Here is an 11,829-nt window from a genome sequence, read left to right on the forward strand (position 1 = left end):
TTCTAATTATTCATTAATATGTAATGCCTGAATATTTAAGTTTTGTTTAATGACTGGCTATAAGTTCCTATCCCTCGAGATTTTCCTTCCACTTTTCGTCTATTTCACGGTTCTCATACACGCAAAGGCTCAAATCTTTTACGCTGTCATACATGTTCTTGATGCCTTTTGGACTCTTTTTGTAGTTTGCAATACGTTCTCTTTTTATTCCGAGTTGGGTGGCTTCGGAATATGAGTCGATGTCTGATCCAAGGAAAACAAACTCCCAGTTGTGGTTTGAAATCATGTTTTTGATTTGAGGTTTCGTGAATTCCCTGGAGGAGTTTTCGTAACCGTCTGTTGTTATTACAAAAAGCACCTTTCCGCTGACTTCCTTCTGCATGGTGAGGATTGTCCTTCCGATTGCATCAAGAAGTGCAGTTGATCCCCTTACATGGTATTCGTTTTCGGTTAATTCTTCAACGTCCCAGATGCTTTTTCTCCTGTAGAGCACATTATATCCGTGGTCAAAAAGCACTGTGGTTACCCTGGCATTGATTTCATCCTTTTTGTACTGCCTGATTAGAGAGTTGAATCCTCCGATTGTGTCCTTTTCGGATCCGTACATTGAACCGCTTCTGTCAAGCAAAAATATTATATCCATTTCATTTTCAACCATCATAATATCACCGTTTATATGTTGTGTATAAGTTATTAGTAAATACTAGTATATATAAGTTGTGTTTATTGTTAAGGTGAAACTAAAAATAAGAAAAATATTTATATAGGACAAGTATATATTAATAAACAGTGATTGATATTTAGGAATACCTAAAAAAATATCACTATGAATTATTCTAAAATACAATCTCGATTTGAATTAGAATTTCGGTTCTAATTCAAAACCCCCAAGAAAAAACCTATCCACCAAAGATTATTGAAGGCGTTTAACTGCCAAAAACGCCTATTTTTTTAATTCAGCTTCTTTTGAACCTTTTCGCTTTCAAGTTCCCTTAAGGCATTTTTCGCAATCCATCTGGCAGATTTTGAATCGTACTCTAAAATCTCATTAGATAGTTCAATTGCTTTTTGATTTAAATGAATGTTCTTTTTTCCGATACTTCGAATTGCCCAATTCACTGACTTTTTAACGAAATTCCTCTCGTCAAAGGAGGCTTTTCCGATTAGCGAGAAGAACCCTTCAAAATAAGAATCATCCGAAGTCTTGTCATGAACCGCAATTACCGCAATCAGGCTGAAGGCAGTCCTTTTAACGAATTCCTTTTCTGATTCAGCCCAAATTGGAATCCTTTCAATTGCTGAAGGCATTTCAACAAGCAGGTTAATGCATGCCTGGTCGCACAAATCCCATGTATCGAAATCGTTTACCCAAGCTTCAAGCTGGGCTTTATCTACCTTATCGGATTCTTCAATCAATGTGGCAAGAAGCCTTGATTCGTGATAGCCATGATTCCATAATTTTAAGGCCAGCTCATGATCTTTGCCTATTTCTTTAGCAAATTTTCTTAAAACAGGCATTCTGATGCCGTATTTTTTATCGGAGCCTACCTTTAATCGATTCATAGTCTTGAGATTATCCTCATCGACATTTGATTCAAAGAATTCTATAATGTCAGCTAATTCCATAGTGTCATCTCTTGAAGTAATCCTGAGTTAACCTACAATTACTTAGGCATTTGCTGCATCCCAAGCCTGCCTTGAACTGATCAATTATATACTCACTGCATACGTCAATGTCTATAATGTCGCTTCTCTCAAGCCTTGAATTCCATTTCGTCGGGTTTATGGCATCAACGGGACAGGCTTTCTGGCATTCCTCGCAGTCATCGCAGAATGAATCCGTTATGGGGCTGTCCACTTCCAAAGGCATGTCGGTAAGTATTGCTGAAAGGGCAACGGCAGATCCGTACTCCTCGCATACAAATAGAGCCGACCTTCCAATCCATCCGAGACCTGATGATGTGGCCAGTGTCTTATAGGGAATTTTAGACAACAGCTTTTCCATATCGCACTCGTTTCTTTTCATGGTCATGGCAAAGGCGTTATGGCCGTTATCCTTAATCAGTTGCTCTGCCTCAAGTGCGATTCTGGTCAATTCATCAACCTCTGAGTGGAATATTTTCCAGTAGGCCCTGAATTCGTCTTCCATTAATAGCTCAATGGCCTTTCGGGGAAGCTTTCTTACCAGAGAAACAGCATAGGGAAGGCTTTCAAATTCGCTTACTTTTACTGCAGTATATCCGACTTTGGAAATTCCCTCTTTGATTAAATACTGCCTTAAAACATCTCCATCAAACATTATTTAATAGTTATATCACAGTTATATTTAAATACTTTGAAAGACTACCTTAATATAACAATAGTTATTTTTTCTTGTTCTCTTGAATGAAAATTTTTAGGTATTCCTAAAAAAAAACGAAACATTTATATACTACTTCTTACAACATTATTAAATAGTGATGTAAAGAAAGGTGCAAACCTAAAACACATTGCTTAAAACATTATTAGTCAAAAACTAATACAATCTCCAAAATTAAATTGTTTGAATTAGTTTTCTCACAATTTTCTAATTCAAACCAAAAATCTAGAAAAAATTTCTATCTGCCAAAAGAATTTTTTCCGCATAAGTCAATAAAGGCGTTTAAACTGCCATTAAGCGCCTTATATTATCTCTATTTTTAAAAAATTAAAAAAAAAAGTAAAAAAAAAGATCAAAATCTATTTATAGTTTTGAGCTCTTTCTTCGAAATGTGCTTTAGGGAATCCGCAGACAGGACATTTTTCAGGTGCGTTAGGACCTTTGAAAATGAATCCGCAGTTTTCACATTTCCATTCGATTGCTTCTTCTTTTGCAAATACAGTTTCGTTTTCTACGTTAGCGAGTAATGTTCTGTATCTTTCTTCATGTTCTTTTTCGATTGCGCCGACTTTTTCAAATAAGAAAGCGATTTTTGGGAATCCTTCTTCTTTGGCGGTTTCAGCGAATTCTTTGTACATTGAAGTCCATTCTTCGTTTTCACCGTCAGCAGCAGCGTTTAAGTTTTCGATAGTGTCAGGGATTTCTTCATCGTGCAAAATTTTATACCAGATTTTTGCATGTTCCCTTTCGTTTTTGGAAGTTTCCATGAAAATATCGTGGATTTGTACGTATCCTTCTTCTTTTGCCTTAGCGGCAAAGTATTGGTATTTTGTGTGAGCCTGGGACTCACCTGCAAAAGCAGCTTGTAAATTTTCTTCAGTTTTTGTACCTTTTAAATCAGTCATATATAACATCTCCAATTATTATATTTAAAAAATATTATATAAAAAAATAGTGTTTTTTAGCTGTACAAAAATAATATATAATTAAAAAACATACAGTTAAACAATTGACCATAATGGAGGTTAATTTATGACAATATATGACTTTGAAGTTAAAGATTCTGAAGGAAATATGAAATCCCTCAGTGAATATGAGGGAATGGTTATACTCATAGTCAATTCAGCCACAAAATGCGGTTTCACGCCGCAATACACTGAATTAAACGAAATCTATAACGAATTCCATGATGAAGGATTTACCATTCTGGATTTCCCATGCAACCAGTTCGGAAAACAGGCCCCTGGAACGACCGAGGAAATAAAAGAAGTATGCCGCAGCAAATGGCTGGTTCCATATGAAATATTCGACAAGATTGACGTCAATGGGGAAAATGCTGATCCCCTGTTTGAATATCTGAAAAAAGAACAGCCTTTCACAGACATTACCGGAAAGGGTGCAACCAAACTGAAACTGGTTTTGAAGGCCGTTGACAGGCACTACAAGGACAATGACGACATCAAATGGAACTTCACCAAGTTCCTGGTTGACCGTGAAGGCAACGTGGTTCAAAGGTTTGAGCCTACAGAAGATTTACAAGACGTAAAGGCAAAAATCAAGGAATTGCTATAGCGATTCCTTTACATTATTTTTTTGAAGAATATTATGACTCCCGAAAGCAAAATTGAAGCCGTCAAGGATATGCTGAAAGACAAAAAAGTAGCCATAGGATTTTCAGGCGGAGCCGATTCAACGCTAATGGCCTATTTATCTTCTGAAGTTGCAGCAGACACTTTAGCGGTTACCATAGACAATCATCTGATGCCGACAGGCTTCATTGAACATACAAGAAAGACTGCAGAATCATTCGGAATAAGGCATGAGGTAATTGACATCAACTTTTATGAGGATGAGTATTTCCTTTCAAACGATTCTAAAAGATGCTTTACCTGCAGGAAGCTCATGTATACTAAAATTAAGGAATTTGCCTTGAAAAACTGTTTTGACTTTATCTGCGACGGAAACAACATCAGCGACCTGGTTGCTGACCGTCCGGGAATTCTCATAACCTATGAAATGGGATTTAATACTCCTTTCATTGATGCAAGGCTCACTTCAAAAGAAATCCATCAGTACTTAAATGAAAATAACGTAAGCTATTCAAGGTCAACCACATGCCTTGCAACAAGGATTGCCACAAACACAAAAACGACTAAAGAAAAAATCGATAAAATCAGCTCATGCGAAGACTACATTCTGGCAAACACATCATGTGAAATAGTGAAAGTGAGGGATTTGGGAGAGCTTGCCCTACTTGAAGTGGATGATGTTAATGAAATTATTAGAAACGATAAATTTAATGACATTAACGATGCATTAAAAGGCCAAGGGTTTAAAAAAGTCGCACTAAATTTAACGTCAATTGACGATGACGAATACATTAAACTGGATTATAATGACGGGTCATTTTCATACCAGCTGCCTTTCGGCATAAACCTTGAAAACACCAAAAAACAATTAACTGACATCATTAATGAAAATGAAGAAAAAATCGAACTTGAAAACATCAAAATACATAAAGGCGGACTGATTGAAGGACATGATTTAAAAAGCTATGACGAAGCTTTAAACAGATTCATGGACGCATTATCCAAATTAAGAAGGGAAGTCTAGTCCTGCTTAAAGTCATCAATCACAATCGTCATCAGCTCATCATCACTTATATCGATATCGCAGGACAATCTGTTGGCCTGTGCGGTCAATACCCTTTCAAAGATGTTTCTTATTTCACGGGCGTTTGCGAAATTGTCGCCTCTCGTTTCGTAGAGGTCCTCGCACAATCCTTTCAGATACTTATCGGCCGTATCGTCAAGCTTAAGGCTTGAATTTTCGCACATGCTTAAAAATATTCCGTGAAGCTCTTCGGGGTTGTAGTCCTCAAAGAAGATGTACTTGTTGAATCTGGATTCAAGGCCAGGATTTGAGTGTATGAAATTATCCATAAGCCCCGGATAGCCGGCAACGATAACGATCAAATCGTCCCTGTGGTCTTCCATCGCCTTAAGGATGGTGTCAATGGCTTCCTGACCGTATGCGTCATCCTGGCGCTTTGGAGCCAATGCATAAGCCTCATCAATGAATAGTATTCCGCCCATTGCGCTTTGAATGACTTCCTGGGTCTTTATGGCAGTCTGTCCGAGATATCCTCCCACAAGACCGCTTCTGTCGGTTTCAATGAGGTGGCCTTTAGACAATATCCCGAGTTCCGCATAGATTTTTGAAAGAAGCCTTGCAACGGTTGTCTTTCCCGTTCCGGGATTACCTGAAAAGACAAGATGCAGTGACATTGGAGGCTGGCTGATTCCGCGCTCCTCACGAATCTTTCTGATTTTAACAAGGTTAATTAATGAATTCACTTCCTTTTTGACGGCTTCAAGGCCTACCAATCCGTTTAATTCATCAAGCAGATCATCAAGGCTTTCCTTTTCCGGTGGCTCTTCTGATTTTTGAAAAACGCCGTCTGAAATCTGAACGACATTGTTCTGGTCCATCAGAATGGCTGCAACAACATCGGGCCTTTTCTGTGAGAGCTCCTTGTAGAAATCCACATATTTCTCATCGCCGTCAATGGCATATCCAATCCACTGCTTTGCGGAAGCTATGAGGTTTTCATGCAAATCACTGATGCTTTTGCAGTTAATGAGCATATCAAGCACCTTTTCGATTTCATCGTCGTCTGCATCAACCTTATAATTGCCGCTTGGAAAATCACGCTTGAATGTGATGATGTTTTCAGAGAGGTTATCCATATATGCGCTTAAAATCCTTTCGCAGTCATAATCCGTGTCATTGTCGCATTTGAAATATTCGTTGCCCGTATTCCTGTAAATTTCAAAGAGTTTGGATGTGTAGCCTTTAAGGTTCTTCTTTTCAAGAAATTCCTTGTGAAAGAGGTCATTTTCAATAAATATCTTAAACGGAATCGGAAACTCCTTGATGTAGTCAATATAATATAATTTATAGAGATTAAAATTCAGGACTTCCAAATCCTCATCAAGCTCGAGAACGTCATCGATGAAAATCAGCTTGTTTTCTGTAAATACGTTTGCCTGAACCGCAATATAATAGAGAAATTCGGACATGTTTGATTTAAGCAGACTCTTCAGGCATCCTCCCCTTTCCTTGAAATCGGCAAGAATGGGGGTGACTTCCTTATCGTACTCGCCACGGTTATCTATGAGGTCGCAGTATTCAAACAGTTCCTTAAGGTCTTGCCTTAGGCTGATCAATGATTCTGATTCTTCGATTTCCTCAAAGGAATCGCATGAACAGAAGGGGCATTTTTGAGCGTCAGCTTCAACCTTGCGCTGACAGTTTTTACAGAGTTTCCATTTTGCGGGCAAATTAACACATCTCCTACGTACTGTTAATATGTTACTAAAACATTGTTAAAATAATTATCTGAAATAACAAAAATATAAGAAAATTAAAAAAATAGATTTATATCTGAACAATGACATAACTTTCAATATGGAAAGGCAAAGCAAGATTATCAAAACTAGCGTTATAGGCATTATTGTAAACCTGATACTGGTTGCATTCAAGGCTACAGTCGGAATTCTTGTAAACTCAATAGCTATTACCCTGGATGCCGTAAACAACCTTACCGATGCCCTGTCTTCAATAATAACAATTATCGGTACAAAATTAGCGGGCAAGGCACCGGACAAGGAGCACCCTTACGGCTACGGAAGGATAGAGTATTTCTCATCTGTAATCATTGCAGTTATCGTACTGTGGGCGGGAATCACCGCTTTGCAGGAATCCTGGCCGAAGATATTTACACCAGACGTAACCAGCTATACGACGGTCTCATTAATAATAATTGCCGTGGCAGTTGCCGTCAAGTTCGTATTGGGCAGATACGTTAAAGGCGTCGGCGAGGAAATCAATTCACAGGCACTTGTCGCATCGGGAAGCGACGCTTTTTTTGACGCGATACTTTCGCTTTCAACGCTTATTGCAGCAATCGTCTCCATTTTTTATAACATTCATCTGGAGGGGATTTTAGGAGTCATCATATCCTTTGTTATCATCAAGGCAAGTATCGACATGCTTAAAGAGACTCTGGACAGCATGATCGGTGCAAGGGTTGACTCTGAACTTTCACAAAAGATTAAAAAGTCAATAGAAGAGGTTGACGGAGTTTACGGAGCGTATGACTTGAGCCTGCACAATTACGGGCCTGAAGACATGCAGGGATCTGTTCACGTTGAAGTGGATGACGACCTGACCGCCCGTGAAATACACAAATTAACCCGTGAAATCACATTTAAAATCTACAAAGAGTTTTCAATAGCTTTAACCGTTGGAATATATGCTAGAAATGATAAGTATGATTATATCAGAAAGGATCTGGACGAAATAGTTTCTCAATACGAAGAGGTCCTGCAGATTCACGGCTTCTACGTATATGAGGACGAAAAGCTTGTAAGCTTTGACATTATCGTTGACTTTGACGCTGACAGAAAGAGAGTGAAGGATGAAATCCTTGAAAAAATCAGACAAATGCATCCCGAATTTAATTACATCATTATCGATGACTATGACGTAAGCGACTAAAAAAATATTTTACATTAGAAACGTACGTTTAATTTAACATTTATATGCTTTATAAGTAAACTTCCTTAAAACTCTTTAAATAGAAAATAAAGGATTTTTAAAAGAATAAGTTATAAGTGATTAGTTGCGTTTCAAGTGTAAAATTCAAGATTGAAAAAATGTATTAAATATGCCTTATAAATACTAATAACATAGAAAGATTTAAGGAAAAATTATCATGAATATTTTAATAATAGGTTCCGGTTCGGTGGGAATCGGACTTGGAACGTCACTTCTATCACAAAACGCAAACGTATCATTTCTTGCAAGCGAAAAAACCGCAGAGGCAATGAGAAAAAACGGAGTTGAAAGAACAGGACTTTTCAAGCACTACTCTTTCAAACCTGAAGACTTTACCGTATATGACTCATACACACAGATTAAAGAAAATAGCTTTGACTTTGTTCTTGTTTCAAGCAAAACGACCGCAAACGATGACATCAGCCGAAAGCTTGACGAAAACAGGCATATCCTGAAGGATAACTTCACCATATTAATATGCCAGAACGGATTCGGAAACGACGAGCCGTTTTTAAGATTTTTCAAGACCTCCGAAGTCTACTGCGCAAGAATCATAACGGGCTTTACCCGCCCCAAAAGAAACGTAAGCGAAGTTACGGTATACACCGAACCGATTCTTCTGGGAACGCTTCAAAACGAGGACATTAATCATTTACAGCCGATAGCAGACATGATAACCGCATCCGGAATCAACTGTGAATTGACGCAAGATCTGGATAAATACCTGTGGGCAAAGATGCTTTACAACTGCACGTTAAACCCCCTGGGAGCTATATTGGACGTCACCTACGGCAAGCTAACCGAAAACGAATACTCAAAGGCATTAATGGACAGTATTATCGAAGAGATATTCAGCGTCATCGAGGCCTCTCCGTACACCACGTTATGGGACTCAGCCGATGACTATAAAAAAGTTTTCTACTCAAAACTGGTTCCCGATACCTACAATCACTATTCATCAACCCATCAGGACATAAAAAGAAAAATAAGAACCGAAATCGACACCTTGAACGGAAAGGTAATCGATTTGGCTGAAAAGTATGATGTTGATGTTGAAACCAACAGAATCATATACAAACTGATTAAAGCCATTGAAAGCGAGTTCTAGCTGGAAATCTTTTCCAGCAACTCTATGATTCGCTTGTTCTGCTTTATCAGATGCTTGTTTTGAACTATCAATACATCAAGCTTGTTGTCGTTTGGAGGAATATACTGATTTTCCCTAACGGGCCTTTCGACCCTGCTTTTATTAGAGCTTTTCACGCGTGAGGAAAAGCGCTCCATAGGATTTTCAAATAAATCATCGACAAGACGTGTTCCGCATTCAATGCAGAAGACATTTTCATCACCGTAAACCTTTTTGCAACTTGGACAAATCATTTAATTCACCTCCAGTGTGTTAGAAGATACCATTTAACAATCTGATCGTCATTTGAATTGCTGGCTGAATCCCTGGTTGAGGCTATGCCTGAATAATCCGCAGCCAGATCGTCAAGATACTTCCTGTAATCATGTTCCTTTTTGGCTTCGGATAAAATGCCGTAGAAAGCTTCAGAAGTCATTTCGGATGGAGGAGCAGTCTCAACAATGTTAGAAATATCTGAAGTTACATTGTTTCCCCTGAAATAAATGCAGTACACCGATTCTCCCACAGGGAAATACAGCTGAGACACATTATCCTTGATATAAGTATTATAGTATGTCAGAAGCATTGCGGGGCGCTCACCGACACTAATCTTTTCCTTAAAGTCAGCGATCTTGTACATGCCTCCGTAATTGCTTACGATATAATCGTCAACGTGCAGAATGGCAAATGTCCTCAAGTCTTCGAAAACATATTTGCCCTTATCCAAGGTGCCTTGGGAGTATTGCGGAGGAATCTGAAAATCGGCTCCGTCAATACTGACGTTCGAATAATCAACAGCACAAACACTTCCAATCAAAAGAAATGTCAATAACAATAGAAATATCCTTTTCATGATTTTCATTATGGTAATAACTTGTATATAAGTTTAGTGTAAATTAGTTAAAAAAACTAAAGACTTATATACTTTGAAGTAGTAATATAGTAGTGTTCATATTTTACATACTTTTTTTTATAATATGAACAATGGTGATGGTTAATGATAAGCATTCGTTTGTATTCCTTTAGTGGTGTTTAGGAAGAGAATGCTTATTAGTTTATAAAAATACTTATTTTAAAAAATTTATCAAAAATATTTATGGTGATAATTATGGAAAATACCGCTGAAAATTTAAAAGAATTAACTGAACAGTACATTGAACTTGAAGACAATCAAAGCTCAGAAGAAGAATTGCATGAACTTGCACATGAAATAGACCACCTGGTTTTCAGAAGCGAACTCATCATGCTTTTAAACAAGGTTGATGAAGAAACAGAAATCGTCGCACTTCTAATCGGTGAAGATGAAGATGACGAAAGCTTTTTCCTGCCTGTTTACACCAGCGAAGAGGAAGCCAAAAAGGCCATTGAGTTTTTCATGAACGAAGAAGGAAGCGGCGAGTTTGAAATGGATAAGGCAACCGGCCAGGACATCATTGCAGCCTACGAGGAAGACGATGACTTTTTAGGTCTTGCAATCAACGCTCCGGAAAACGGCTTTGTAGTATTTGCAGAAACCATCCACGACTGCTGTGATGAGTAGACATGCAAGAAAAGGACTATAAATACTATAAAAAATCCGGTGAAGGCGGATGCAAAAGCCAGATGAAGGATTTCATTGACCTTTACATCAAGATATTGGATAAAGTCAAGAAGGAATCCGCAACGGAGCTTGACGGCGTAAAAATAAATATAAAAAGAGCTTACCCTCAGGAAGTCTATCTGACAATAGTTGATGAAAAGGACTTCCCGGTCAAGTTCACGCTAACCGAAAAGACCAGTGAATATATCATTCCAGTTTTTACGGATGTCTGTGAATATAAGGATGGAAGCGAAAAGATATCAAAGCTGTTTTTGGACAAACTGACGCCTAAGGTACTGTCCGCCGACGACATTAAAAAAATAGCTGAAAGCGACGAAAACCTGAAAGGAATCGTCATCAATCCCCATTCCCAGAATTTCAGAATGAATCCGGAGGGAGAGATATGAAATTCATCTGTCCCACATTAGGTGAAGATCATGAAAGGGACTTTCTCGTAATGGGTTCTCTAGAAGACTTTAAGATAATAGTCTTTTCCGATATGGAAAACTATGAGAAAGGCTTTGAATACTTAGAAATTGCCGATTACAAGCCCTGCGAGGTTTCAATTAATTTATCATAATATTGCAAGAATACCCCAACCGTGCGACAAGCTAGGATCAGTAATTTGTTATATGCTTATTAAAGCATATGTTAGTGCAGTTCTATAAACTGATAATGTTGTTGTGTGCATTATTCTCCCTTGAAACTGCGTCACCGGCAACGGTGAGGTGGGTTGCAAGATAGGTAAAGCATAATCGATGCCATAACTTCCAATGGCACGAATGCGAGAGAAAGATTAGTATTGGTTAACGACAGTGAACTCCTAAAAAAAAAGCATCGTTATATTCAGCAGTGGGTAGGAAGTTTCGAAGAGCTACTGTATTACTGGATTTACAGGACATACATGAGTGATTGGTCATGTATATAAATCACAACCCTTATAATGCCAGTCGGTGTAATTGGAGAACCTAACCTAATCGTTTCTAACAACTGATTAACTTGGTAAGTCCGGAATCGTCCACATGTAATATGTGGTAGGGTGACCGTAAGGAAGTCTGATGTTCTTTTCCGGATATGGGATGCTAAAGAAAGCAAATGCCCACTCAATCGAAAGATTAACAGGAAACTGACAAATACAATAAC

Annotated in this window: 14 protein-coding genes; 7 read left to right on the forward strand and 7 right to left on the reverse strand. The window is 38.2% G+C overall.

Annotation, left to right across the window (positions count from 1 at the left end):
• Positions 1 to 67: 67 nt before the first annotated feature.
• The 4 genes from F3G70_RS07055 to rbr all read right to left on the reverse strand — a co-directional run bounded on the left by F3G70_RS07055 (position 68) and on the right by rbr (position 3,264).
• Positions 68 to 661 (reverse strand): vWA domain-containing protein, encoded by a 594-nt coding sequence (locus tag F3G70_RS07055; RefSeq protein ID WP_149731999.1) that lies wholly within the window; start codon positions 659 to 661, stop codon positions 68 to 70.
• A gap of 290 nt (positions 662 to 951) precedes the next feature.
• Positions 952 to 1,626 carry a DNA alkylation repair protein gene (locus F3G70_RS07060; RefSeq protein ID WP_149732000.1) on the reverse strand — a complete coding sequence of 225 codons (675 nt, stop codon included), beginning with the start codon at positions 1,624 to 1,626 and terminating at the stop codon, positions 952 to 954.
• Positions 1,627 to 1,630: 4 nt separating this feature from the next.
• Positions 1,631 to 2,299 (reverse strand): epoxyqueuosine reductase, encoded by a 669-nt coding sequence (locus tag F3G70_RS07065; protein ID WP_149732001.1) that lies wholly within the window; start codon positions 2,297 to 2,299, stop codon positions 1,631 to 1,633.
• A gap of 419 nt (positions 2,300 to 2,718) precedes the next feature.
• Positions 2,719 to 3,264, reverse strand: a complete 546-nt coding sequence (rbr, locus tag F3G70_RS07070) for a rubrerythrin (protein WP_149732002.1) — start codon at positions 3,262 to 3,264, stop codon at positions 2,719 to 2,721.
• A gap of 127 nt (positions 3,265 to 3,391) precedes the next feature.
• On the opposite strand from rbr, the gene F3G70_RS07075 reads away from it, so the two are divergent.
• Both F3G70_RS07075 and F3G70_RS07080 read left to right on the forward strand, forming a co-directional pair.
• Positions 3,392 to 3,931 carry a glutathione peroxidase gene (locus F3G70_RS07075; protein ID WP_149732003.1) on the forward strand — a complete coding sequence of 180 codons (540 nt, stop codon included), beginning with the start codon at positions 3,392 to 3,394 and terminating at the stop codon, positions 3,929 to 3,931.
• Positions 3,932 to 3,964: 33 nt separating this feature from the next.
• Positions 3,965 to 4,972 carry a TIGR00268 family protein gene (locus F3G70_RS07080; RefSeq protein WP_149732004.1) on the forward strand — a complete coding sequence of 336 codons (1,008 nt, stop codon included), beginning with the start codon at positions 3,965 to 3,967 and terminating at the stop codon, positions 4,970 to 4,972.
• On the opposite strand, the gene F3G70_RS07085 is transcribed toward F3G70_RS07080, so the two are convergent.
• On the reverse strand, positions 4,969 to 6,702 hold the full coding sequence (locus F3G70_RS07085) for an AAA family ATPase (RefSeq protein ID WP_223166038.1): 1,734 nt from the start codon (positions 6,700 to 6,702) through the stop codon (positions 4,969 to 4,971). The genes F3G70_RS07080 and F3G70_RS07085 overlap by 4 nt on opposite strands.
• Positions 6,703 to 6,829: 127 nt before the next feature.
• On the opposite strand from F3G70_RS07085, the gene F3G70_RS07090 reads away from it, so the two are divergent.
• Together F3G70_RS07090 and F3G70_RS07095 are read left to right on the forward strand one after the other, a co-directional pair.
• The gene (locus F3G70_RS07090) at positions 6,830 to 7,921 is read left to right on the forward strand and encodes a cation diffusion facilitator family transporter (RefSeq protein ID WP_149732005.1); all 1,092 of its coding nucleotides are present in this window, start codon (positions 6,830 to 6,832) and stop codon (positions 7,919 to 7,921) included.
• A 217-nt stretch (positions 7,922 to 8,138) separates the two neighbouring features.
• Positions 8,139 to 9,089, forward strand: coding sequence for a ketopantoate reductase family protein (locus F3G70_RS07095; RefSeq protein WP_149732006.1), 951 nt, complete (start codon positions 8,139 to 8,141; stop codon positions 9,087 to 9,089).
• On the opposite strand, the gene F3G70_RS07100 is transcribed toward F3G70_RS07095, so the two are convergent.
• Positions 9,086 to 9,361 carry a hypothetical protein gene (locus F3G70_RS07100; protein WP_149732007.1) on the reverse strand — a complete coding sequence of 92 codons (276 nt, stop codon included), beginning with the start codon at positions 9,359 to 9,361 and terminating at the stop codon, positions 9,086 to 9,088. The two genes, F3G70_RS07095 and F3G70_RS07100, sit on opposite strands and share 4 nt — an antisense overlap.
• Positions 9,362 to 9,366: 5 nt before the next feature.
• Positions 9,367 to 9,960 (reverse strand): hypothetical protein, encoded by a 594-nt coding sequence (locus tag F3G70_RS07105; RefSeq protein ID WP_149732008.1) that lies wholly within the window; start codon positions 9,958 to 9,960, stop codon positions 9,367 to 9,369.
• Between the two features lie 255 nt (positions 9,961 to 10,215).
• Between F3G70_RS07105 and F3G70_RS07110 the strand changes: the two genes are divergently transcribed.
• The 3 genes from F3G70_RS07110 to F3G70_RS12075 are packed head-to-tail and all read left to right on the forward strand — an operon-like array spanning position 10,216 to position 11,266.
• On the forward strand, positions 10,216 to 10,647 hold the full coding sequence (locus F3G70_RS07110; RefSeq protein ID WP_188118112.1) for an SseB family protein: 432 nt from the start codon (positions 10,216 to 10,218) through the stop codon (positions 10,645 to 10,647).
• A gap of 2 nt (positions 10,648 to 10,649) precedes the next feature.
• On the forward strand, positions 10,650 to 11,093 hold the full coding sequence (locus F3G70_RS07115; protein ID WP_149732010.1) for an SseB family protein: 444 nt from the start codon (positions 10,650 to 10,652) through the stop codon (positions 11,091 to 11,093).
• Positions 11,090 to 11,266, forward strand: coding sequence for a hypothetical protein (locus F3G70_RS12075; protein ID WP_188118113.1), 177 nt, complete (start codon positions 11,090 to 11,092; stop codon positions 11,264 to 11,266). Before F3G70_RS07115 ends, F3G70_RS12075 begins: the two co-directional genes overlap by 4 nt.
• Positions 11,267 to 11,829 lie beyond the last annotated feature (563 nt).

The sequence above is a fragment of the Methanobrevibacter millerae genome, from assembly GCF_900103415.1.
GTDB classification, from domain to species: domain Archaea; phylum Methanobacteriota; class Methanobacteria; order Methanobacteriales; family Methanobacteriaceae; genus Methanocatella; species Methanocatella millerae.